Source organism: Streptomyces yerevanensis (assembly GCF_000716805.1).
In the GTDB taxonomy this organism is placed as follows: domain Bacteria; phylum Actinomycetota; class Actinomycetes; order Streptomycetales; family Streptomycetaceae; genus Streptomyces; species Streptomyces flaveus.
This window is the reverse complement of the sequence record NZ_JNWJ01000032.1, coordinates 25488-48844: the sequence shown is the minus strand read 5'-3', so window position 1 is coordinate 48844 and position 23357 is coordinate 25488. Positions and strand designations below refer to the sequence as shown.

The window sequence follows — 23357 nt, the reverse complement described above, 5'->3', positions numbered from 1 at the left end:
CAGAGGGTCGCCGTACTGGAACGCGTTCTAGAACGGGCGGGTTCCGCGGCCCGAGGTCGACCTCGGTGCGTCCGACGGTGCGGACGGCCGCACCGAGGTCTTCTCCGCCGAAGATCCGCCAGCAGTCAGGAGCCGCATGCCCATCGACCCCGCCAAGGCCCTCGCCGCCGAGCCCCGGACCGGCGAGATCACCTGGAACCACAAGGACGTCCAGCTCTACCACCTGGGAGTCGGCGCGGGCGTCCCGGCGACCGACCCCGACGAGCTGCGTTACACCCTCGAGTCCAGGCTGCACGTCCTGCCGAGCTTCGCGACCGTCGCGGGCGCGGGCTCTCCGGGCGTGATCGGCGGACTGTCCATGCCGGGCGTCGAGGTCGACCTCGCCCACGTACTGCACGGCGGCCAGAGCATCGAGCTGCACCGCCCGATTCCCGCCGAGGGCAAGGCTGTTGCCACCGCACGGATCGCGGCCGTGTACGACAAGGGCAAGGCCGCCATCCTCGTCATGCGCACCGAAGTCGCCGACGACGAGGGCCCGTTGTGGACGAACGACGCCCAGATCTTCGTACGCGGGGAAGGCGGCTTCGGTGGCGAACGCGGCCCCTCCACCCGCCTCGACCCGCCGACAGGCGACCCGAGCAGGGAAGTCGAGCGTCACGTCCGCGAGGACCAGGCCCTGCTCTACCGCCTCTCCGGCGACTGGAACCCGCTGCACGCCGACCCGGAGTTCGCCAAGCGCGCCGGGTTCGACCGGCCGATCCTGCACGGGCTGTGCACGTACGGGATCACGCTCAAGGCGGTCGTCGACACGCTGCTCGGCGGCGATGTGGCACGGGTCCGCTCCTACAGCACGCGCTTCGCCGGGGTCGTCTTCCCCGGTGAGACCCTCCGCATCCGCATGTGGCAGGACGGCCAAGGCGGCCAGGACGGCAGGGTCCGGGTGACGGTGACGGCGGTCGAGCGGGACGACGCGCCGGTGCTGGCCGACACCATCGTCGAACACTCTTGAACTCCTGAGGGGAGCCGCACCATGCGGGCAGCCGTACTGCACGAGATCGGCCAGGACAAGCTGGAGGTCCTCGACGACGTCGAGGTGGCAGGCTTCGGTCCCGGCCGGGTGAAGATCCGGGTACGGGCCACCGGACTGTGTCACTCGGACCTCTCAGCGATGTCCGGAGTCCTGCCGCAGCCGGGGCCGTTCGTGCCCGGGCACGAGGGGGCGGGCGAGATCCTCGATGTCGGCGAGGGTGTCACGAACGTCAAGCCCGGCGACCGCGTCGTCGTCTGCTGGCTGCCCGCCTGCGGCGCCTGCCCCGCCTGCAAACGCGGCCAGACCGAACTGTGCCTGGCCGGGTTCATGAACGCGGGCACACCCAACTTCAAGCGCCCCGCAGGCGATGTCTTCGGCATGGCGGGCACCGGCACCTTCACCGAGGAGGTCGTGGTCGACGCGGGCTGCGCCGTACCCATCCCGGACGACGTGCCCTTCGACATCGCGGCCCTCATCGGCTGCGGGGTCACCACGGGACTCGGCGCCGCTCTCAACACCGCCGATGTGGAAGCCGGTTCGTCGGTCGCCGTCATCGGCTGCGGCGGCGTCGGCATCTCCGCGATCCAGGGCGCGCGGCTCAAGGGCGCCGCCGAGATCGTCGCCGTCGACCCGGTGGCCTCACGCCGCGAGTCCGCGCTGAAGTTCGGCGCCACCAGGGCCGTATCGCCGGACGAACTCCCCGACATCAAGCAGTCGTTGACCGCGGGCGAGGGCTTCGACTACGTCTTCGAGGTCGTCGGCAAGTCCGCCACAGCCCGCACTGCGTACGAGAACACCCGCCGCGGCGGCACGCTGGTCGTCGTCGGCGCCGGCGCCATGGACGACTTCCTCCAACTCAGCATGTTCGAGCTGTTCTTCGACGAGAAGCGGATCCTGCCGAGCATGTACGGCGGCGGGGACGTCCTGCGTTCGTACGAGCGGACCATCGCGCTGTGGCGTGCCGGACGCATCGACCTGGAGGGGCTGATCACCCACCGGGTGCCGCTGAGCGAGATCAACGAGGCGCTGGACCAGATGCGTACGGGGGTCGCGCTCCGTACGTGCATCGAGATCTGACCCAGGTGTATTCGCGGAATGTGACACATCGGGGTCGATGTGTCACATTCCGCCAACCGACTGCCGACGGCTGAAGGGACCTTGATGTCACTGCCACTTGAAGGGCGGGCCGCGATCGTCACCGGTGCGGGCCGCGGGCTCGGCCGGGCGGAGGCGCTGGAACTCGCCCGCCTCGGCGCCGCCGTCGTCGTCAACGACTTCGGCCAGCCGGGGCGGGACGGTTCCGGCGACGCGTCGGCCGGGCCGGCCGAGGAGGTCGCGGACGAGATCCGTCAGGCCGGCGGCCGAGCGGTCGCCCACACCGGTGACGTGGCCGACCACCAACAGGCCCAGGGGCTGATCGAGTTGGCGGTCGCCACGTTCGGGCAGCTGGACATCCTCGTCAACAACGCGGGCATCCTGCGCGACAAGATGGTCTTCTCGATGTCCGAGGACGAGTGGGACTCCGTCATCCGCGTCCACCTGAAGGGCCACTTCAACACCACCCACTTCGCCGCCGCACACTGGCGCAACCGCTCCAAGGCGACGGGAGCGCCGGTGTACGGGCGCATCGTCAACACCTCCTCCGAGGCGTTCCTCGCGGGCTCCGCAGGCCAGCCCAACTACGCGGCGGCCAAAGGCGGAATCGTCGGCCTCACCACCTCCACGGCCTTGGCCCTCGCAAAGTACGGCGTCACCGCGAACGTGATCTGTCCGCGCGCCCGCACCCGGATGACAGCGGACGTCTTCGCCGGTTCCGGGGAGTCGACCGACGGCCTCGACCCGCTCGCCCCCGAGCATGTCGCCCCGCTGGTCGGCTACCTGGCCTCACCCGCCGCCGCACGCATCAACGGCCAACTCCTGGTAGCCCACGGCGGCATGGTCGCAATAGTCGAACGCCCCCGAGTGTCAGCCAAGTTCGACACCAAACAGGACGCTTTCACCTACGACGAACTGGACACGCACCTCACCCCGTACTACGCGGAACGCCCCCCGAACGAAACGTTCGCGGCAACGGAGGTCCTGGGCCTGAAGCACGAAACGTCCACCTGATGCCTACCGGGTGGGTGGGTTTGGGTTCGTGGGCGGGTGCGGGTGTGTTGTGGTTGGTCGCGCCGTTCCCCGCGCCCCTTGGGTGCGTGGGGGGTGCGGGGTCGTGGGCCGGTGCGTCAGCCCGTCGCAGGGCGGGCATACGACCCTGGCCCGGTACAAGGCCCTGGTCCTCCGAGACCGGACCTAAGCGACGGGCATAGGACGCACCGGCCCACGACCCCTCCCGCCGGAGGGAAACTGCGGGCAGTTGGGGGTGCGGGCTTCCCCGGGGCGCCGGGGTCTTCGGGGCCCGGGCAGCCGCAGGCTTTTGCTTTTCAGGGGCGCGGGGAACGGCGCGACCAGCCACAGACGGCCCGCAGTCGCCAACGGACTGAACCCACCACCCCCGTAGGCACCCCTGCTCAACCGCCGGAGGCAGCCCGCCGCCCGGCAAAGGCGCTAGAGAGCCTCCGCACAGTGAACGGCGCCTGTTGCAAAGGCACGGGACAACCCGACGAGGACAACTCGTCGTCAGGAGGCGCGACCAACGACGCCCCGTCCACGGCTTCCACAGGCGCCACCACCCGCGAAACCCCACACGGCAACGTCTCCGTCGCGTACGGCAGCCGGAGAACCCCGTCCTTGGTCCACAGTCCGGCACCCGGCAACCACCCGTCGGGCGCGGCCAGTTGGTGCACCCGTCGCTCAACGGGCCGCCACACCCCCAGCCAACTGCCCCCGCGCCCGCCCCCGCCATCGATCCGCAACGCCACCGCGCAGTACTCCGGCATCAGCATCTGCCCCGGCTGGATGGCGAAAGGCGTCACCATGTGGCCGGCCAACCGCAGCGAGTCCGGAAAGCGCACCGGCAGCGTGCTGCCCAACACACCCCACCCGAGCCGGTCCTGACCAGGCGACGCCGCGTCCGAGCGGATCAGCAGCAGTCCGCTGTCGGCGTCCGCGAGCAGCAACCGGTCGTTGCTCTCCTCGGCGATCTGCAGCAGCGGCGACACCTCGCCGCCGCGCTCCAGGTCGACCACCACCGTCTTGGTCCGGCCGTCCAACTCCCGGTCCAGGGCGAGCAGTCGGTCCCCGCCGGACAGCCACACCCCGCCCGAGCAGCGACCCGGCACCGTGGTGAGACGCTCGGGTCCGAAGGCGCCGCCCGCCACCAGCCATACGGAGGTGGAACTGAGGCCCACGGCAACGGCGTACGCCCTAAGGCCGCCCGGCGCGGGTGGCAGCAACCGCAACTCCGTTGTCCCGTCCCGGCATTCCACCGCGCCCAGCGGCACCTCGCCCGTCCCCGGCCCTGTGGGATACAGCAGCGCGAACGTGTGCCGCCCCTGAGGCACCCGGTGGATGAGCACCCGCCCGTCCGCCATCGGCTGCACCTCCGTGCCGGGCTCCTCCGGCCGCTTGCCCGGCAGCGGCACGGCGTACGGCTCGGGGCCGTCCAGGGTCCAGCGCTCCGGGAACCAGGAGTCGCCGCGCGGGGCGAGGCGGGCCGCGTAGGACCCGTCAGCGGTGATCACACATCCTGCCCGCGTCTCGTTCTCAGCGGCGGATTCGATGGCACAGGCCGTCATCGTCTGGGTCACCTCCGGCCATGAAGGTAGTTTTCGTACGCACAGACGGAGCATCGACTGGCAGACGCTTCACACATACGGGTGGCAATGTCGCGATTCGCCTGATGAAACGGGGACAGGTGTGCTGGCCGGGATCCGACGGTTCAAGGTGAGGCTCACCTGAACATGACCTCGGGCTCGAGGGCACCGCGGCGGACAAGGTGCTGGACGACCTGCGCGGTTACCTCATGAAGTGAGCCGGCGCCGACGGGGCACGCGGGAGAGGCGAGTAGCCTTTCTTACGTGCCCCGTCTGTCTGAAGTCATCGCCGCGCTCGAATCCCTCTGGCCCCCCGAGAGGGCAGAGGACTGGGACGCGGTCGGCACGGTCTGCGGAGACCCGGACGGCGAGGTCACGCGCGTACTGTTCGCCGTCGACCCGGTCCAGGAAATCGTGGACGAGGCCGTGAAGCTGGGCGCTGACCTGCTGGTCACCCACCATCCGCTCTACCTGCGCGGTACGACGACGGTGGCGGCCTCGACCTTCAAGGGCCGCGTGGTCCACACCCTCATCAAGAACGACATCGCGCTGCACGTCGCCCACACGAACGCCGACCGTGCGGATCCGGGCGTCAGCGACGCTCTCGCGGGCGCGCTGGACATCCGGGTCGTACGGCCCCTCGTGCCGGACCCGACCGACCCCGAGGGCCGCCGGGGCCTCGGCAGGGTCTGCGAGCTGGACCATCCGCTGACCGTCCGCGAACTCGCCGCGCGCGCCGCCGAGCGGCTGCCCGCCACGGCGCAGGGCATCCGGGTCGCGGGCGACGCGGAGGCGCTCGTACGGACCCTCGCGGTGAGCGGCGGATCCGGCGACAGCCTCTTCGACGACGTACGCGCCGCCGGTGTCGACGCCTTCCTCACCGCGGACCTGCGCCACCATCCGGTGTCAGAGGCTCGCGCCCACAGTCCTCTCGCGCTGCTCGACGCGGCGCACTGGGCCACCGAATGGCCCTGGTGCGAGCTGGCCGCCTCCCAGCTCGACGAGATTTCCGACCGGAACGGATGGGGACTTCGTGTCCACGTCTCCAAAACGGTCACCGACCCCTGGACGACCCACGCGGCGTCCAACCCGACGAACACCCCTGGAGCCCCCAACTGAACGCCGAGCCCGCCGACCAGATCCGACTTCTCGACGTCCAGGCCCTCGACGTACGCCTTCAGCAGCTGGCGCACAAGCGGAAGTCGCTGCCCGAGCACGCCGAGATCGAATCGCTGAACAAGGACCTCACCCAGCTGCGTGACCTGCTCGTCGCCGCGCAGACCGAGGAGAGCGACTGCACCCGCGAGCAGACGAAGGCCGAGCAGGACGTCGACCAGGTGCGCCAGCGCGCCGCCCGCGACCAGCAGCGCCTGGACTCCGGCGCCGTCACGTCCCCCAAGGACCTGGAGAACCTCCAGCACGAGATCGCCTCCCTCGCCAAGCGGCAGGGTGACCTGGAGGACGTGGTCCTGGAGATCATGGAGCGCCGCGAGTCCGCGCAGGAGCGGGTGGCCGAGCTGACCGGGCGGGTCACCTCCGTCCAGTCGAAGACCGACGACGCGATGGCGCGGCGGGACGCGGCCACGGAGTCCCTCGACAGCGAGATCGCGACGGCGACGAAGGAACGCGAGGTCATCGCGGCCTCGGTCCCCGCCGACCTGCTGAAGCTCTACGACAAGCTCCGCGAGCAGCAGGGCGGCATCGGCGCGGCCCGCCTCTACCAGCGCCGCTGCGAGGGCTGCCGCCTGGAGCTCAACATCACCGAGGTGAACGAGGTGAAGGCGGCGGCACGGGACGCGGTGCTGCGCTGCGAGAACTGCCGCCGGATTCTGGTCCGTACGTCCGAGTCGGGGCTGTAGGGGCCGCGCGTGGGTGAGTCCGTGCGGGCGGCGCGGGGCGTCGCCTCGGCCGCCGCGCCTCCTGACCTGGGGGCGCCCGCCACCTTCGTACTCCTGCGGCATGGGGAGACGCCGCTGACGCCGCAGAAGCGGTTCTCCGGGAGTGGGGGGAGCGACCCGGGGCTGTCGGAAGCAGGCCGGGGGCAGGCCGAGCGGGTGGCGGAGGCGCTTGCCGGGCGGGGAAGCGTTCAGGAGATCGTCTCGTCGCCCCTTGCCCGGTGCCGGGAGACCGCGGGGATCGTCGCCGCGCGGCTCGGCCTTGCCGTGTGTATCGAGGACGGGCTGCGGGAGACCGACTTCGGGGCCTGGGAAGGGCTGACCTTCGGGGAGGTTCGGGAGCGGTATCCGGAGGAGTTGGACGAGTGGCTGGCGGCGCCGGATGCCGAGCCGGCCGGCGGGGGCGAGAGCTTCGCGGCGGTGGCCGAGCGCGTGGCCGCCGCCCGGGACAAGCTGCTCGCCGCCCACCCGGGCCGTACGGTGCTCGTCGTCTCCCACGTCACGCCCATCAAGACCCTCGTACGGCTGGCTCTCGGCGCCCCGTCCGAGTCCCTGTTCCGCATGGAGTTGTCGGCCGCCTCCCTCTCGGAGGTGGCGTACTACGCGGACGGCAACGCGAGTCTGCGTCTGCTCAACGACATGTCCCATCTGCGCTGAGCGCCGCCGCCTCGCGGGCCAGTGCTTCGATCCGCGCCCAGTCCTTCGTGGCGATGGCGTCTTCCGGCAGCATCCAACTCCCGCCAACACAGCCGACGTTGGGCAGCGCGAGGTAGTCGGGCGCCGATGCAAGCCCGATCCCGCCCGTCGGGCAGAACCGCGCCTGCGGCAACGGCCCCGACAGGGACTTCAGATAGGCCGTACCGCCCGCCGCCTGAGCCGGGAAGAACTTCATCTCCCGCACCCCGCGCTCAAGGAGCGCCACCACCTCCGACGTGGTCGACACCCCCGGCAGGAACGGCACCCCCGACGCCTGCATCGCCTCCAGCAGTACGTCCGTCCAGCCCGGACTCACCAGAAACCGCGCCCCGGCAGCCACCGACTCCGTCACCTGCCCCGGCGTGAGCACCGTACCCGCCCCGACCACCGCCTCCGGCACCTCACCGGCGATCGCCCGGATCGCGTCCAACGCGGCCGGTGTCCGCAGCGTCACCTCGATCGCGGGCAGGCCGCCTGCGACGAGTGCCTGCGCGAGCGGAACGGCGTCGGCGGCGTCCCGTACGACGACCACGGGGACGACAGGGGCGAGATCGAGCACAGAGACGACCATGCTCCATATCGTGCCGTCGTTGAGCAGCATGCGCAAAGAGCGTTGCGCATGCTGCAATATGTAATCAGTGGAAGCTCAATGGACCTCGTCCACCAGCACATCCAGCGCCCACGCAGTCCCCGCCCGCCCCGGCGCCTCCGCCTCCACCGCATACCCGAGATCCCGCAACGCCTCCACCAGCTCCGCCGGCCCCTTCGGCGCGGCCCCGGCCAGCAGCAGGCTCCGTACGATCCGGCCCTTCGTCGCCTTGTTGAAGTGGCTGACCACCTTCCGGGTCGGCGCGTGCAGCACCCGCACACTCGCCGTACGCCCCGCCACCTCCCCCTTCGGCTTCCACGCCGCCGCGTACGCGGAGGAACGCAGATCGAGCACGAGCCCGTTCCCGGCGGCCTCGGGCAGAACGGCGGCCATCGGCGTACGCCAATGCCCGCCCAGCGCCCCGAGACCCGGCAGCTTCACGCCCATCGAGCAGCGATACGAGGGAATCCGGTCCGTCACGCGGACCGCGCCCCACAGCCCGGAGAAGACAAGCAGCGAACGCGCCGCCCGCCGCTTGGCCGCCGTGTCGAGCGAGGCCAGGTCAAGGGCGTCGTACAGCACCCCCGTGTAGATCTCCCCTGCGGGCCGCGCCCCCGCGGTCCGCAGCACCGCGTTCTTGGCGACCTCGCCCCGCAGCCCCTCGCTCAGCCCGAGCACCTCACGCGCCTTCTCCTCATCACCCACGCACAGCTCGACCAGCTCGTCGAGCACCGCCTGCCGCGCCTCCGCCAGCCCCGGCAGCGACAACGACTCCGGCTTCAGCGGCGCGCCCCGCCCGGAGGGTGCCTTTCCTTCGGATGGCGGTAGCAGGACGAGCACGGTGGTTCTCCTTCAATGCGTACGAGGGGCAGGCGCCAGCGTACGCATCTCGCGTATCGCCCGAACGAGTACGTCCGGTTCGTCGGTGTGGAAGCGGATCAGGTGTGCGTCCCTGGGGCGGCCGAGGAAGGTCAAGTGCCGTATGGATTCGGTCAGTTCGAGGGTGATCGTGGTCTGTGAGCCGATGGCCAGGTCGAGCTCGCCCTCGCGCTTCTCGTGTGTGTAGCGCGTCTCGCGGCGTACGGACGCGATGAGGTCCAAGGGGACGCTGAGGTCCACGTGGGCGGCCCGGCGGATGCGCAGCGAGGTGTCGTCCAGGACGTGCGGGCGGCTCACGGAGGCCGCGTGCATGCCGATGACCATGAGCACGCCGTAGAGGTCGAGGACGAGTACGGGCCGCTCGACGACGGGCCAGGGCCGCAGGAGCACCGCCAGGGCGATCGTCTCGAGCACACACACGAAGCCGAATCCCAGCATGGGCGCACCCTGGCCCCGCGCGTATCCGAACGCCTTCCCGTGCCGGGTGCCGTGTGTGCGCCGGGCCGTCCAGAGGGCGATGCTCACGAGGAGCCGCAGCTCGTGCTCGGCCAGGCGCCGCGCCGGCCTGACGGCCTTCACCGCGCACCTCCTGCGTGGCGCTGCACGAGGAGCCGCATCGTGCGGCGGATCGCCTCCGCCTGCGCGGGCGCGAAGTCGTCGAGGAAGGCCCGCAGGAAGCTGTGTTCGTCGCTTACGTTCCCGATGCCGAGCCCGTCGAGAGCGGAGTCCGGCAGGCAGGAGGCGAGCAGCTCGGCGGCCTCGTCCACGCGGGGGTCGCCCGGGTCGGCGTCGACGAGTGCGTCGAGCAGCGCGTACGCCTCGTGTGCACGGTCCACCGCGCCCGGCTCGCCGGCAAAGCTGCCCAGCGCGGACAGCAGCCGCTCCCGCTCCTCCGGGGGTGCGGCGGTGTCCAGCAGGGCGATGATCTCGCGGTCCTTGGCGGCCATGGGGGACTCGGGCAGCCCTGTCGAGGTCTGCGCCAAGTCGGCGAAGAGCGCGGCCAGTTCGGGCGACACCGGCCCTTCGACGGGCAGCCGCCCCGCCTCGGCGTCGGCCAGCAGGGCCCGCAGCCGAGCCCGCCGCTCCCGGATGGCCTGCTCCTGCCGCGCGAGGTCGTCATCGAGCTCGGCCAGTACCTCGGCGAGGTCGCGCCCCGCGTCGTCCGCGAGCACGTCCCGCACCTCGGCGAGCCCGAGCCCCAGCTCGGTCAGCCGCCGGATCCGGGCGAGTGCGACGGCGTGCCGCAGCCCGTAGTCGCGGTAGCCGTTGGGCCGCCGCTCGGGTTCGGGCAACAGCCCGAGGTGGTGGTAGTGCCGCAGGGTCCGCGTGGTGACGCCGACGGCCGCGGCGAGCTCTCCGATTCGCATGTGGCCAGTAGAAACGTTGACGTTGCGGCGGGGTCAAGGGACGACGTCAGTGACTCCCCCGGATCGAGGGAACGTCTCTCGATCTTGTGGCGGCGTGTGCTCCGGCGCCTCAGCCTGGTGATCATCGGGCATAGAGACAGCCTGCGCGGGTGTTGCACCGAGCGTGCGAGGCGAGACAGCGATCAGTCGTGAGCAGGCAGTCTGGACCAGGGCGACCCTGGGCCGGGCCGGCCGTCCGCTAGACCTCCTGACCGCCCGCTTCGACCGCCACCGCTACGCGCCCCACGCCCACGAGGAGTTCACCATCGGCGTCTGCGTCGGCGGCTCCGAGATCATCGACTACCGCGGCGGCCGGATCCAGCCGGGCCCCGGCTCGATCGTCGTCCTCGCCCCGGGAGAAGCGCACACCGGCGCCCCGGCCGCGTCCGACGGCTACGCCTACCGCGCCCTGTACGCCGAGACGGCCCTGCTCACCGAGGGGACGTGGAGCGTCCCGCACTTCCGCGAACCCGTCCTCGACGACCCCGAGCTGGCCGCCGCCCTACGCCTCACGCACACCGAACTCAGCGCCTGCCCCGACCCGTTGGAGGCCGAGTCCCGCATCCCCTGGCTGCTCACCGCCCTCGCCCGCCGCCACTCCTCCGCCCGCCCGGTGTGCGACACGATCCCGGGCGCGGGCCACCTGGCCGAGGCCGTACGCGACCGCCTGGCCGACGAACTCCTCGCCCCGCCCTCCCTCTCCGACCTGGCCGCCGACCTGGGCCTGTCCCGCTACCAGCTCCTGCGCGCCTTCCGTACGAGCACGGGCATGCCGCCGTACGCATGGCTCGCGCAGCACCGGGTGAACCGGGCCCGCGGGCTGCTGGAGTCCGGCCACCGCCCCGCCGAGGCCGCAGCGCTCGTGGGCTTCGCGGACCAGGCGCACCTGACGCGCTGGTTCCGCCGGGTGCTCGGGGTGACCCCGGCGGCGTACCGCAACAGCGTTCAAGACGCACGCCGCTGACCCGGCCGAGACTGCGCGCATGACTGCACGCGGCTGGTTCCTCTTCTCCCTCATGGGAGTGCTCTGGGGCATCCCCTACCTGATGATCAAAGTGACCATGGACGGTGGTCTGTCCCCGTCCATGGTGGTGTTCACGCGATGCGCGCTCGGTGCGGCACTGCTCCTGCCCTTCGCCATCCGGCAAGGGGGCCTGACCGACGTCGTACGAACGCACTGGCGTCCCATGCTGGCCTTCGCCTGCATCGAGATCATCGGCCCCTGGTGGACCCTGACCGACGCCGAACGCCACCTCTCCAGCTCGACGGCGGGCCTGCTGATCGCGGGCGTACCGATCGTGGGTGTGGTCCTGGCCCGCTATTTCGGCGACACGGAACGGCTCGGCGTCCGCCGCACGACCGGCCTGGCGCTGGGCCTGGGCGGAGTGGCGGTCCTCACCGTCCCCCACCTGACCGGCGGCAACGCCCGCTCGCTGACGGAAATGCTGGTGACGGTGGTGGGCTACGCAACGGCCCCCCTGATCATGACCCGCTACCTCAAGCCGGTCCCGACCCTCCAGCTGATAGCCCCGTGTCTGCTGCTCGCGGCGCTGGTGTACGCCCCCGCCGCGGCCGTGACGTGGCCCTCCGAGCTTCCTTCCACCGAGGTCCTGGCCTCCCTGGCCGGGCTGGGCGTGATCTGCACGGCCCTCGCCTTCGTCGTCTTCCTGGAACTGATCCGGGAGGCAGGACCGACGCGGGCGGTGGTCTTCACCTACGTCAATCCGGCCGTGGCGGTCTCGGCCGGAGTGGTGTTCCTGGACGAAGAGCTGACCGCGGGTGTGGTGGCTGCCTTCACGCTGATCCTGCTCGGCTCCTTCCTGGCCACGGCGTCGTCGCTCCCGTCGACCTCGGAACCGGGGCGGGGCGTACGCCCGGTACCATGGTCGACACGGCAGACGAGCCGGGCGGACGGTCGCGTGGAGGTCCCTGTGGACCTCCCCGAGGAACGTCCGGGCTCCACAGGGCAGGGTGGTGGCTAACGGCCACCCGGGGTGACCCGCGGGACAGTGCCACAGAAAGCAGACCGCCGAGAGCTCCGGCTTTCGGTAAGGGTGAAACGGTGGTGTAAGAGACCACCAGCGCCTGAGGTGACTCAGGCGGCTAGGTAAACCCCACCCGGAGCAAGGTCAAGAGGAGCCGCCTCTTCGAAAGAAGGGCGATTCTGCGCGGACGTTCGAGGGCTGCCCGCCCGAGTCCGCGGGTAGACCGCACGAGGCCGGCGGCAACGCCGGTCCTAGATGGATGGCCGTCGCCGGAGGGTTCGCGAGGACCCTCCGGGACAGAACCCGGCGTACAGCCCGACTCGTCTGCCGCCAAGGGCCTCTGACCAGGGTAATTGCAGGACATGGGCCCTTCTTCGTGGATTGGCGGGCCTAGTCTGACCCCGGTCCGTACCGGTTCAAACCGGACCTCACGGCTACGAACGTAGCCACCAAGGTAGCCACTGTGGGCACTCGCCCTGATCACTGGGCTGTGGTGATTTGAGGGTGTCAGGGGCTCGATGCGTGACGCCTGGGAGGCGTCACGCGGCGATGCGAGGTACACGCACGGAGGCCTGGCCAGCATCATTGGTTGGGTCTCCGTGCGTTCAGGCGCGCTACGGCCTATGCCGGATTGATCAATTCAGCCACGGGCTTAGCGCCACACGACGGGACGGACAGCTAGCGGTGATCTCCCACGACACCTCTCCGCTTTCGAGCTTTGGTCTGCGGGTCAACGCCGCCAGGCGAGGCGTCGGTCCACCGCATGGGCTGTCCGAGGTAGAGAGCTCAGTCGAGTTTTGTCTCGGACCAGGACGCACGGCGGCCCAGAGCATGCGTCGCGCCCGCGGATTCGTTGCGAAGGTGCTGCCTGCGCTGCTCGCTGGCGCTCCCGGCGCCCAAGGCGTCGAGGAAACGGCGCTCGCCGTCCTGACTGAACTCGTCGATGTCGCCGCTCGGCATCGCGCTAGCGTCGACCTGAGTGGCCGAGTCTCGTGTGACCGGGATCATGTGCTGATTACGGTCGGAGAGATGGGTCGGCCGCTGCCCGCGCCCGAGGGACCCTCCCCCCTCGGAAAGCGGCCCACCTCTGACGCTGCGTTCCTCGGCTCAGGGCACTCCGCGCCGACGGATGTCGGGGAGATTCGTCGACGGCGGGCTGTTCCCGAGGGGCGACGCCCTGTTCCGAGGATCCTTGCCAGCCGGAGTGACGGGCGTCAGCTCGTGGTGACCAGTTCGTCGAGCAGCTGCTCCAACAGATTGTTGTCACCGAGGAAGCTCTTCACCGAGGCGTCCTCGTTGCGTTGAGGGTCCATGCCCGACCAGTTCAGGGCGTATCCCGCGTCGGCGCTGAGCTGGGCCAGGAACGCCCGCTGGGCACGGCCGTTGCCCTCGCGGAACGGGTGGAGGACGTTCAGGTCGCCGTACAACGTGGCCAGTTGGATGACGAATTCCTGCCGGGGGAGATTCCGCAGATGACCGGAGGAGGCGGGACGGCCGAAGACCTCTCCAGCGTAGGGCACCAGGTTCCTCGCCGGGCAGAACGGTGTGCGCTTGGCGATGTTCACGGCGCGTAACTCGCCTGCCCACGGATAGATGTCGCCGAAGATCGCGGCATGGAACGCCTGGAAGTGCCCGAGGTCGTACGCGCCGGGTAGGGGCGTTCGGCGAGCATGACGAGGCGTGCCCGGGTGATGTCGGCCTCCGCTGCCGCACAGCCACATCCTGTCGCCCCCGCCGTGACCGAGCCGTGAAAGGCACAAGGATCCGGCCTGTCGGTGGGGCGCGGTAAGGTCGATCAGCGGATTTCGCCCTGAACGGCGTGGAGCAACAGCGGAGGTCGGACGGTGACGGCAGGAGACTCGCGTCCGGTGCCCAAGCCGGGACCGCTGCATCCGGCGCAGCAGTGGTTTCAGGATCGGCGCTCCCCTTTCCCCTGGGAGCAGGACGCCCTGGATCACGTGCGCCGCCTCATGCCGACCGTAGAGCCCTATCGTGCCTGGGCGACGTTCTCCTTCACCGCTCAGTCGGGCCGTATCAACGAGTGCGACCTGTTGATCGCCGTACCCGCCGGGCTCTACCTCATCGAGATCAAGAGCCACCCCGGCCGACTGGAGAACTCGGGATCGACGTGGAACTTCCACGGCTCCGACCGTACCCGGACGATCAACAACCCGCTGCACTTCAACGACGCCAAGTCCAAGGACCTCAAGAGCCAACTGCTGTGGGCTGCCCGCAAGCTCCACATTCCCGAGCGCTCAGTGCCCCGTGTGGAACCGGCGATCTTCTTGTCGGCGCCGGATCTGGAAAGCCACCTCGACGATGTCCAGCGGGTCAAGGTCTACGGCCGTGACGACCGGAACACGGGCCTGAAGCGGATCTGGCAGGACTTCCTCGGCCTCCCGCCCGACCGTCCCGAGCGCCGCATCACGCCCGACTTCTCCCGGAACACGTTGCCGCGCCTGCTGAAGGCCGTCGGCATCGCGCAGTCGACGGCGCATCTGCGGTTCGGCGACGCGTGGAAGATGCAGCCCCACCCGCTGGACGCGGGGTCGTCCTGGGAGGACCGGCTCGCCACGCGTGACGACGGTCTGGTCCAGGAAGAGGGCCGTGTCCGTGTCTACCTGGTCAGCCAGGGAGCGACCGAGGCGGCGAAGAAGTCCACCGACCGCGCCGCCCGCCGCGAGTACCAGGTCCTGCAGGGCATCACCCATCGTGGCATCGTCGAGGCCGTCGAGATCCGCGAGCACCAGGGCGGGCCCGCGATCCTCTTCCGTCACCGTCACACCGACCTGCGACTCGACCAGTACCTGGCGACCTACGGTGGCAAGCTCACCCCTGAGATCCGCCTGGACCTCGTACGACAGCTCGCCGAGGCCCTCCGTTACGCGCACAACCGCTCGCTCTACCACCGCGCGCTGGCAGCCAGGTCCGTCTACGTCTCGTTCAAGGCCGACGGTCTGCGACCCGAGCTGCGCATCACCGACTGGCAGACCGCGGCCCGCGACTTCGACAGCAACGCCACCTTCTTCCAGTCCATAGGAGGCTCCGCGCTCGACGCCGCCCTGATCGAGGACGCCGCCGGTGTCTATCTCGCCCCGGAGACGGACCAGCCGTACGCCGATCCTGCGGACCTGGACGTGTTCGGTCTCGGCGCGCTCTCGTATCTGATTCTCACGGGCCAGCCCCCCGCGCCTCAACGAAGCGGTCTCAGTGAGCGGCTTCGCACGGACGGGGGCCTGCGTCTGTTCGCCGTCGCCGACGGCTTCTCCGACGCGCTCGACGATCTCGTCTTCCAGGCGACTCGAGCCGACGTCAATGAACGTCTCGGCTCTGCCGAGGAATTCCTCGACCTGCTGGACAACGCCGAACGGGCCAGCGTGCTCCCGGAGACGCCGACAGCCGTCGGTGTCGACCCCCTGGACGCACTGCCCGGCCAGTCCTTGGACGCCGAGTGGTCCGTGGCCCGGGTCCTCGGCACCGGGGCCACCGCCCGTGCCTTGCTCGTGGAACGACTGGTCGAGGACGAGGACGGCCGGGTGGACGTCGACGAACGCGTCTTCAAGGTCGCCCTCGACGAACAGAAGGCCGAACGACTGCGTGTCGAGGCCCGCGTCCTCAAGGAGGTCGGCGGCGGTGCTGTGGTGCAGCTGCGCGGTGAGGGCCTGTGCGAGATCCAGGGACGGACCGTCCTTCAGCTCGAGTACGCGGGTGAGCAGTCCCTGGGTGCCCGGCTGCGCAGCAAGGGGCGGTTGACCTACCACGAGCTGGAGCGCTTCGGCGACGACCTGTTCAAGTCCCTCGATCAGCTCGCCGCCAACGGCGTACGCCACCGGGACCTGAAGCCCGACAACTTCGGTATCCACCACAGCAAGGACCGCATCTGGCGGCTGAAGCTGTTCGACTTCTCTCTCGCCGACGCCTCGGAAAGGGACATCAAGGCCGGAACGCGCGGGTACCTCGACCCGTTCCTCGGTTCACTACGGCGGCCCTACTACGACGACCACGCCGAACGCTACGCGGCGGCCGTCACCCTGCACGAGATGGCCAGCGGGGAGCGCCCCATGTGGGGCGACGGCCAGGTGGACCCGCTCACGAACGAGTCCGCCGAACTCTACGTCGCGACTGAGTTGTTCGAGTCCGCGCTGAGTGACGGCCTTACCGCCTTCTTCCGGCGCGCGCTGCACGGGGACATCGAGCACCGCTTCGACAACCTGCGGCAGATGCATGACGCATGGCGCGATGTCTTCCGGGTGGCGGACTCGACGCGGCCTGCCACCACGCCGGCCACGGTCGGCCAGCTGGCCGAGGACACCGAGGAGGCGCGTAATGCCGCGGCCGTGGCCGCCGACTCCTCGACGCTCCTGGAAGCCGCAGGCCTCTCGCCGCGAGCCGTCTCCGTGGCCAACGCTCTGGGCGCGACCACGGTCGGGGAGCTGCTCGAGGTCCCGCCGTACGCGATCTCGAAGGCGCGTGGCGCCGGAGCGCTCGTCCGTAAGGAGCTGAACCGCCGTCGTAAGCAGTGGGCGAGTGCGGCCCGGACGGCGACCGTCCCGGAACTTCGCCGCCCGGCGGCGTCCGCCGAGGACATGGGGGACGCGACCGATGCGGCTCTCTCCTCGATCCTGTCGATAGACGACATGGCGGCCCGGCTCACGCCTGCCCCGGGCCGGAAGGGATCGCACCGCGCGGACGTGGTACGGCTCACCCTCGGCCTGCCCCCTGAGGAGGGCGGGCTGTCGCCGCTCGGCCCGTGGCCGGTCCAGGCCCGAATCGCCGATCACCTCAAGATCAAACAGCCGCCCGTCTCCCGTCACCACCGCCTCGAGATCAAGCAATGGGCCGAGCTGGAGTGGCTCACCCATGTCCGCAAGGAACTCGTCGAGGTCGTCGAGGCCGCGGGCCGTGTGATGACGGCACACGAGGCCGCCGTCGAACTGCGCGTCAGGCATGGTGCCGGCAACGACACCACCGAGCGCACCCTGGCGAAGTCGCTGGCCGTCGTACGGGCCGCCGTGGAAGCGGAGATGTGGGAGGGCGAGGGCGCCGAACAGCACGAACCGCTGCTCGCCGTTCACCGGCGCGGGGAGACCGTACTGATCGCGGCGGAGTCCCTGCCCGGGACCGACGACCCGAGTCCGCGCGAACTCGCGGACTACGCGACCGAGCTGGGGGTCGAGGCCGAGCGCCTTGCGCGCCAGGAGCCGCTTCCCGGCCGGGCCGCCGTGGTGCGGGAACTGAGGGCCGTTGGGGCGCCGGACGGGTTCGTCCCGCTCGCGGACACCCGCTTGGTGGCGCTGGCCGCCGCGGTGGCCCCGATGATCGAGGTCACCCCGCGCCTCGAGCTGTACCCGCGTGACCTGACCCTGGAGCGCGCACTGCGGATCTCCCAGGCGGGCGCCGGGGTCCGCAGGGACCGTGGCATCACGGTCGCCGAACTGGTCACCAGGCTGCGGGCCCGCTTCCCGGACCTCGACGTGTTGTCCGGAACCCGGGAACCGACTTATGTGGAACTGGAGTCGGCGCTCGCGGAGGCACGCTTCGACCTGAGCTATGACGCCAAGTCGTCGGCGTTCCTGCCGCCCGTGCTGGAGTCGGCCGTCTCATGGACGTCGACCGGCAACCACACGAGCTACCTGTCCTACGCCGCCCGTGTTCCGGTGCTGGGCGACGCGCCCATCGACCCACACGAGGTGATCCGGGCCAAGCTCGCGGCGTGCGTCGAACGCGGAGGCTTCCTCGCGCTGACGGTGCGCGCCTCCCGGCTTCCCGGCGCCGCCCAGGCGGTGGCCGCGGTCTATCCGGTCGAGAGTGCCGACCTGGGACGTGAATTCCTGGCCGAATTCCGGGCGTTGGCTGCGGAGAAGGGCCAGGACTGGGAGAAGGTTTTGCGCGCCGACGCGGGATCCGTCCCGGGCCAGATCAAAAGAGGGCTCGCCTCCTTCGTCCGTGTCGTCTGGCCTCGCGTCGAAGCCCGCTTGCTGGCCCGCGCCGCCGCACCGCGCACGGTGCTGTTCCTGCACAACGCGGGCCTGCTCGCCCGCTACTGGGACGAAGGCGGCCACGACACCCTCGTCCGCCTGCAGGCGGCGGCCCGACGTCCCGCCGACGATCCACACGGGATGTGGCTGTTGTGCCCGACGGAGGTGCGATCGCGGATGCCGCAGCTCGACGGGAAGACGGTCGAGGTGATTGGCGGGGACGGGGAACGGGCCTATCTGGACAGCAAGTTCCTCGATTGGCTCGCGGGCGAGCAGGAGGCGGAAGAGGCGTCCTAAGGACGGTTGGCGCACCGTCGGGCAGGCGGGGTCTTCCAGGCAGTCCGCCTGGCCCTGGATCTCGAATTCCGTCGGCTCAGGTGTCCGGCCAAGTCTTGTTGATGCCGCCGTTCTTGATGGCGTAGATGGCAGGGCCTCCACGGGTCACGGCCCGGTAGATCTGGGCCTGTGCCTCGTGGATGCGCTGAACCATCTCGTCGATCCTGAGGCTCTGATTGTCCAGGTAGAAAAAGACCCCGGCGAGGCGCTCGATCGGCTCACGTTCGCCGTCTCGTCCCCTGATGCGGCCGTCCTTGCCGAGCGGTACCCAGCCGCGCAGGAGCGCGTGCTCGACCCATTCCTCATCCGGTGTCCGCTGCCCGTCGTCCGGGAACTCGTCGGCGACAAGGTGCAGGTGCCATCCCAGCTCGCTGAGCCGCGCCGGGACCGACTTGCCCAGGTTGCGGTCCACAAGAAACTCAGGCGGCTTGGTCTCGTGTCGCGACCTGGCAGACCGCTTCGACCTGGTCACGAGACAGCCCGTACTCTGCCGCGACCGTTTCCAGCGACTCGCCGGCTTTCCACATGCCGACAATGGCGTCGACCTGGATGTTCGGTCCGTCCACGACCGGAGCGCCCCACCCGAAACGCGGGTCGATGATCACCGGTGCGACGTCCGGGTACTGACGCAGCCGGAGTCGGTAGGGGTACTGCTCGCCCGGCTCCCAGCTGATGTAGTGGAGATAGTCCGTGATGACCTCGCGGATCGGCCGCTGGCCGTCGCGCGCCCGAGCCAGCTCGCCATCCGCGTACTCCACGAAGATGTCCACGCCGTCCGTCGCGATACGGCGAGTGGCCAGCCCGTACTCGTCGTCGAAGGTGTTCCGTACGGCCTCCGTGGCGTCCCGGATGCGGGGCATGCTCAGGTACCCGCGCAGCGAGCGCAGCACGTAGGCCTCCACGATCGCCACCAAGGGCAACGAGGGCCAGCCGCGTTTCCTCGGTTCCACACTGTGGACCAGTGGCGCTCCTGCCGCGTTCTCGTGACGCAGCCAACGCTGCAGCGTGCGGTCGGGCAGCTGGAGGTGCCTGGCCGCTTCTTGGATGCTCAGCAGCGGGTCGCCGAACCTGTCCACCATTGCCGACACCTCCATCCTCTGTATAGCTGCATTCGGGCACAGCGCTGTCCCTCCCCCCACCGTAGGCCGAGGCCCGCACGGTAGCGAGACAACCCTCACCTGGGGAGGACAACGCCAGGGTGATTCACCGAAATGAGTCCCCGCAGGTGATTGCGCGCCCTCGGAGCGGTTGCGCTGTGCCGGGCCGGTGGCCTACTTGGCGGTCCGCCGGGGCCGGGAGACTCCGCCCTTGCGGCCGATGTCGAAGGCCAGACGGTAGACGTCGGGGAGATCCACGGCGCCGCTGGCGCGTTCTGTCATGACGCCGAGGGCCGTCAGTTCCTTGATCAGGCCGAAGTAGTCGCCGACGTCGGCCGGGCCGCTGCCGTCCTCGCTGTCCTCCAGTAGCTTGCGCAGTTCGGTGGCGAGGGACTCCGTGGACCAGATGTGGATGACCACGGAGGGCTCCATGGGGACCTGCGTGCCGCGCAGTTTCTCCACGGCTGCGGCGGCCCAGCGGATGTCCTCCTTGATCTCGGCCACGCGGATCTGGGACGCGTCCTGGACGGCCTGCCGGATCGCGTCGTGATGGAGGGCGAACTCATGCCCGGGATGCCGGTCCCGCGTCACCTCGGCGGCCTTCGACACTGCGCGGAGCATCGTGCGAGGACTGATCTCACCGTTGCCGTCCTGAAGGTGGTTGGGCAGCCAGGTGTACGTGTAGCCCTTGCGGTGATCGGCGCCCATGTATAGGCCCGCCATCGCTCCGAAGACCTTCTCCTGCCGTTCGGGGTCGGCGATGACCTCGACGGGAGCGGTGTACCTGCTGTCGCCCTGCGGGTGCCAGGGGCCGGTCCGCGCCCGGAACTTCTCGGCCTCGGGGCCGGGCTGGTTGCCGAGCCGGTGGAACAGCATGCCGTAGAGGTTCTCGGGGGTCCAGGTGAGTTCGGCGCGGTTGGCGTCGAGTTTCGAGGCGTCGGCGAAGTCCTTGGGTGCGCTGGCGTACATGTCGGGGCGTACGAAGATCTTGGCCCGGATGCTGCGGAAGCTGAGCCTCAGGTCCAGGGCCACCGCGAAGAGGGCTGAGACGAGCTTGTCGACGACGGAGCGGTCCTGATGCAGATGCTCCAGCGCGTCGAAGATCAGCAGGTGGGGACTGCCGTTCTGCTGGGCATCCCTGTCCCTGTCCCACAAGGCGGCCTCGGATTCCTCGGGATGCTCCGCCACCCAGTCGATCCGAGCCTGCCAGTCGGGGAGGTGCAAAACGGTCGGGACTTCCAGGGCGAGGAGAATGATCGCGAACCAGAAGTTTTCGCAGAACTCGCGGAACTCCTCACCCTCAGGCGCCTGTTGGACCAGCTTGCGGACGATCTTCCGCGTCGGGTATGCAGCTCCGCTGCCTCCGCCCCGTCCGTGACCGGTCGTGACATCCAGGTCGCTCAGGCGCGGGATCATGTAGGAGGCCGCGGCGACCTTCCGCAGCTCTTCGGTCTCGAGCACCTTGGTCCAGTACGTCTTGCCGGTGCCGCGCGCACCGAGAACCACGGTGACGTCGGGGTCGAGGGCGCGCCGGTGGCTGGATGGCGTGAACATCTTGAGCAGGTCCGGCTGTTCGGTGTCCGCGTCGAACGCGCTGCCGGGTGCCTGGACGAGCAGAGTCCGGTACTCGTCGGTGGTCAGGTCGTGAGTCATGACGCTTCCGTACGGTGCTTGGGGACCAGCCGATCGAGCGCGGCGAGGAACCGTGCGTAGGCGGCCTCGATGAAGGGCAGTTCCAGCCAGTCGCGGCTGCGGTATGGGTCGAGGCCGACCAGGTCGTTGCCGAAGAGGATGGGGATGGGGGCGTGGGGCGCGTCGCCGTCCTGGGGCGCGGGATGGAAGACCGCCGGGGCATCCGGGTCGGGGTCGAACTCGTCCTCGGCATCCGCTTCCACATCGTCGTACAGAAGCTCCGAGAACGTCTCGTACGCCTGGTCGCGCAGGGCACCGAGTCGCTTGGTGTCGCCCGCGGAGTGGAACATCGCGGCGACGATCCGCAGCCGACTGCGTAGTTCGCTCGCCAGGTCCGGTCGCTGGGCCCACTGCCCGAACAGCATTCGGTACCCCTCCCAGGTGGAGGGGTTGTTCACAGCGAAGAGCAGCGCGAGACCGCTGAGCTGCGTCAGGGTGACCGCCGCGATGTCGTGGATGCCGGCACGGCTGTCGAGCAGTACGACGTCCGGCCGCCGGGAGCGCTCAGCCACCAGGTCCTCGCAGGCCTTGATGGCGTCATCGAGACGTGCGCAGAAGGGACGCGGCTGGCTGCCGGGTTCGGCTGCGGGCAGGTCGCTGTAGATGCGGTTGAGCTTGGCGAGGTAGTCGTACGGCTCTCCCTCGCGCGGCTTTCCACTCGCGGGCACGAGCCACACCTCGCCGTTGCCCTCGATGCCGGGCAGGACGCTGCTGCGGGTGACGAGGTCCAGGTCCGCCTCGTTGCCGACGGCGGATTCGACAAGGTGGTCGACGATGCCGTGTGCGGGCAGTCCGGCCGGGTTCTCCAGGAGGGACGATACGCCGGGGGATTCCAGGTCCAGGTCGACGACGAGCACGCAGTAGCCGCGGCTCGCCAGGTGGCGCGAGAGTATCGCCGTCGCTGTGGAGCGGCCGACGCCGCCCTTGAAGCCGTAGAGGGCGATGCGCCTCTCGCGCCGTTCGGCGGAGGGCGATGCGTCGGAGTCGGTGTCGCGGGACCAGTCGGCGCCGACGACGGTGCGTTCGAGGACGCCGACCTGGCCGGCTCCACCGGGTTCGCGTTCGCTGCGTACGACGAGTTCGGCGGAGTCGAGGAACATTTCCGGGGCGAACAGCGCCGAGGCGGTTTGAACTGGATCGCCGCTGATGAAGGGGCGAGTGGCCGCAGCGAACTCCTCGCGTAGCGCGGTCAGTTCAGCGGAATCGGCGGCCAGCGGCTTGTCACGGTCGTCGACGAGGAGTGAAACCCGGCCGAGCAGGTCTCGTACGAGGACGACGTCCGGGCCGGAGGCGGCGGTTCGGTCGGCCAAGCGCAGAGCGGCGTCCCAGGCGGTGTCGAATCGGGTGGGCTTCATAGGGCTGTTGCTTCTTCTCCCGGCCTGCGGCTCATCCTGCTCTGCTTCATTGCGCGAGGTAGTACGCGGCTATGAGGGTACGGGCCGCTTCGAGGTGACGTGCCACGCGCTCCTCGGATATCTGCTGGCCGTCGACGTAGCGGTGGTCAACGCTCCATTCGTCGGCTGACTCGGCGAACGGGTTGTCCTGGGGGAGGCGACTGAGGATGAGTGATCCGCGTCGACCGTCCGCGAGCTTGACGAGGTCGTTCCAGACATCGGGCATGTGCCAGTGCCTGGACTCCTTCTCCGCCTTCTTCTCCTGCGTCTTGCTGGGCACCGGCCGGTTCTTGATCTTGGGGCTGTACGGGATTCCAAGCGGCGTGTCCTGTACGGAACCGAAGTAGTCCATGAGCATCGCCTTGACCGCGCACTCGGCGGCGAGACCCGCGAGGTGGTCCGTGGGGCCGACGTGCTTCGCGTCTTTCGCGAGCTGCGCCGCCGCGTCGTAGTGGCCGCGGCCCGCCTCAAGGAAGGTGTGCCGAGGTGCCGGAACCGGTGTTTGAGATGCCCCCGTCATGAGGGGAACTTTAACCGCGTGATCTTGGGTGGTGGGAGTGGTTTCCGAGTTCTGTGGCTTCTGCCGGGAAGACGAGGGTTGCGGGGGGCGTCGGCCTGGGAGGTGGGGCTGGCAGGATGGAGGAGAAGTTTCCGGTCGTGAGTCCTGGTGACGGGTTCGGCCCTG

The 23357-nt window shown here is 69.8% G+C and carries 19 protein-coding genes, 1 other RNA gene and 2 pseudogenes; 10 read left to right on the top strand and 12 right to left on the bottom strand.

Going from position 1 to position 23357, the window contains the following annotated elements; genetic code table 11:
- The first annotated feature begins 136 nt into the window (after positions 1-136).
- From OP79_RS29650 to OP79_RS29640, 3 genes are all read left to right on the top strand, one after another.
- Positions 137-1009, top strand: coding sequence for a MaoC/PaaZ C-terminal domain-containing protein (locus OP79_RS29650; RefSeq protein WP_033324516.1), 873 nt, complete (start codon positions 137-139; stop codon positions 1007-1009).
- Positions 1010-1030: 21 nt separating this feature from the next.
- Positions 1031-2107 carry a Zn-dependent alcohol dehydrogenase gene (locus OP79_RS29645; RefSeq protein WP_033324515.1) on the top strand — a complete coding sequence of 359 codons (1077 nt, stop codon included), beginning with the start codon at positions 1031-1033 and terminating at the stop codon, positions 2105-2107.
- An 84-nt stretch (positions 2108-2191) separates the two neighbouring features.
- Positions 2192-3139, top strand: coding sequence for a 3-oxoacyl-ACP reductase (locus OP79_RS29640; protein ID WP_033324514.1), 948 nt, complete (start codon positions 2192-2194; stop codon positions 3137-3139).
- Between the two features lie 401 nt (positions 3140-3540).
- Here the strand turns inward: OP79_RS29640 and OP79_RS29635 are convergent, their stop codons facing one another.
- The gene (locus OP79_RS29635) at positions 3541-4707 is read right to left on the bottom strand and encodes a hypothetical protein (RefSeq protein ID WP_063742014.1); all 1167 of its coding nucleotides are present in this window, start codon (positions 4705-4707) and stop codon (positions 3541-3543) included.
- A 282-nt stretch (positions 4708-4989) separates the two neighbouring features.
- Here OP79_RS29635 and OP79_RS50610 point away from each other — a divergent pair, with 282 nt between their 5' ends.
- From OP79_RS50610 to OP79_RS29625, 3 genes and pseudogenes are all read left to right on the top strand, one after another.
- Entirely contained in the window at positions 4990-5844 is an 855-nt protein-coding gene (locus tag OP79_RS50610) for a Nif3-like dinuclear metal center hexameric protein (protein ID WP_051745017.1), read from the top strand.
- Positions 5841-6584 carry a zinc ribbon domain-containing protein gene (locus OP79_RS29630; RefSeq protein WP_211270887.1) on the top strand — a complete coding sequence of 248 codons (744 nt, stop codon included), beginning with the start codon at positions 5841-5843 and terminating at the stop codon, positions 6582-6584. Before OP79_RS50610 ends, OP79_RS29630 begins: the two co-directional genes overlap by 4 nt.
- A 21-nt stretch (positions 6585-6605) precedes the next feature.
- Positions 6606-7277 (top strand): annotated as a pseudogene (locus tag OP79_RS29625) (histidine phosphatase family protein); the annotation flags it as partial.
- On the opposite strand, the gene eda reads toward OP79_RS29625, so the two are convergent.
- The 4 genes from eda to OP79_RS29605 are packed head-to-tail and all read right to left on the bottom strand — an operon-like array spanning position 7252 to position 10151.
- A complete protein-coding gene (gene eda / locus OP79_RS29620; protein ID WP_245685496.1) occupies positions 7252-7917 on the bottom strand; it encodes a bifunctional 4-hydroxy-2-oxoglutarate aldolase/2-dehydro-3-deoxy-phosphogluconate aldolase in 666 nt (221 codons plus the stop codon). The pseudogene OP79_RS29625 and the gene eda overlap by 26 nt on opposite strands.
- A gap of 45 nt (positions 7918-7962) precedes the next feature.
- A complete protein-coding gene (gene yaaA, locus OP79_RS29615) occupies positions 7963-8745 on the bottom strand; it encodes a peroxide stress protein YaaA (RefSeq protein WP_033324510.1) in 783 nt (260 codons plus the stop codon).
- Positions 8746-8757: 12 nt separating this feature from the next.
- Complete coding sequence (locus OP79_RS29610) at positions 8758-9363, bottom strand: hypothetical protein (protein WP_033324508.1); 606 nt, start codon at positions 9361-9363, stop codon at positions 8758-8760.
- On the bottom strand, positions 9360-10151 hold the full coding sequence (locus OP79_RS29605; protein ID WP_033324506.1) for a MerR family transcriptional regulator: 792 nt from the start codon (positions 10149-10151) through the stop codon (positions 9360-9362). The genes OP79_RS29610 and OP79_RS29605 overlap by 4 nt, the downstream gene beginning before the upstream one ends.
- A 163-nt stretch (positions 10152-10314) precedes the next feature.
- On the opposite strand from OP79_RS29605, the gene OP79_RS29600 reads away from it, so the two are divergent.
- The 3 genes and pseudogenes from OP79_RS29600 (at position 10315) to rnpB (ending at position 12502) form a co-directional block, all read left to right on the top strand.
- On the top strand, positions 10315-11154 hold the full coding sequence (locus tag OP79_RS29600; RefSeq protein WP_033324505.1) for a helix-turn-helix transcriptional regulator: 840 nt from the start codon (positions 10315-10317) through the stop codon (positions 11152-11154).
- A 19-nt stretch (positions 11155-11173) separates the two neighbouring features.
- Positions 11174-12004, top strand: a pseudogene (locus OP79_RS58625) (DMT family transporter); the annotation flags it as partial.
- An 85-nt stretch (positions 12005-12089) separates the two neighbouring features.
- An RNA gene (rnpB, locus tag OP79_RS50630) (RNase P RNA component class A) lies at positions 12090-12502 on the top strand.
- A gap of 459 nt (positions 12503-12961) precedes the next feature.
- Here the strand turns inward: rnpB and OP79_RS29590 are convergent.
- Positions 12962-13135 carry a hypothetical protein gene (locus tag OP79_RS29590; RefSeq protein ID WP_157857385.1) on the bottom strand — a complete coding sequence of 58 codons (174 nt, stop codon included), beginning with the start codon at positions 13133-13135 and terminating at the stop codon, positions 12962-12964.
- 254 nt (positions 13136-13389) lie between these two features.
- Positions 13390-13896 (bottom strand): Fic/DOC family protein, encoded by a 507-nt coding sequence (locus OP79_RS49905; RefSeq protein WP_051745015.1) that lies wholly within the window; start codon positions 13894-13896, stop codon positions 13390-13392.
- A gap of 147 nt (positions 13897-14043) precedes the next feature.
- Between OP79_RS49905 and pglW the strand changes: the two genes are divergently transcribed.
- Complete coding sequence (pglW, locus tag OP79_RS29580; protein ID WP_078492083.1) at positions 14044-18450, top strand: BREX system serine/threonine kinase PglW; 4407 nt, start codon at positions 14044-14046, stop codon at positions 18448-18450.
- 76 nt (positions 18451-18526) lie between these two features.
- Here pglW and OP79_RS29575 read toward each other — a convergent pair whose 3' ends face one another.
- The 5 genes from OP79_RS29575 to OP79_RS29555 all read right to left on the bottom strand — a co-directional run bounded on the left by OP79_RS29575 (position 18527) and on the right by OP79_RS29555 (position 23192).
- Positions 18527-18901 carry a PIN-like domain-containing protein gene (locus tag OP79_RS29575; protein ID WP_033324501.1) on the bottom strand — a complete coding sequence of 125 codons (375 nt, stop codon included), beginning with the start codon at positions 18899-18901 and terminating at the stop codon, positions 18527-18529.
- A gap of 7 nt (positions 18902-18908) precedes the next feature.
- Positions 18909-19568 carry a DUF433 domain-containing protein gene (locus tag OP79_RS29570; protein ID WP_033324500.1) on the bottom strand — a complete coding sequence of 220 codons (660 nt, stop codon included), beginning with the start codon at positions 19566-19568 and terminating at the stop codon, positions 18909-18911.
- 192 nt (positions 19569-19760) lie between these two features.
- Positions 19761-21239, bottom strand: a complete 1479-nt coding sequence (locus OP79_RS29565) for a hypothetical protein (RefSeq protein WP_033324499.1) — start codon at positions 21237-21239, stop codon at positions 19761-19763.
- Positions 21236-22633, bottom strand: a complete 1398-nt coding sequence (locus OP79_RS29560; protein ID WP_033324497.1) for a KGGVGR-motif variant AAA ATPase — start codon at positions 22631-22633, stop codon at positions 21236-21238. The genes OP79_RS29565 and OP79_RS29560 overlap by 4 nt, the downstream gene beginning before the upstream one ends.
- A 46-nt stretch (positions 22634-22679) precedes the next feature.
- Positions 22680-23192, bottom strand: coding sequence for a hypothetical protein (locus OP79_RS29555; protein ID WP_051745014.1), 513 nt, complete (start codon positions 23190-23192; stop codon positions 22680-22682).
- Positions 23193-23357 lie beyond the last annotated feature (165 nt).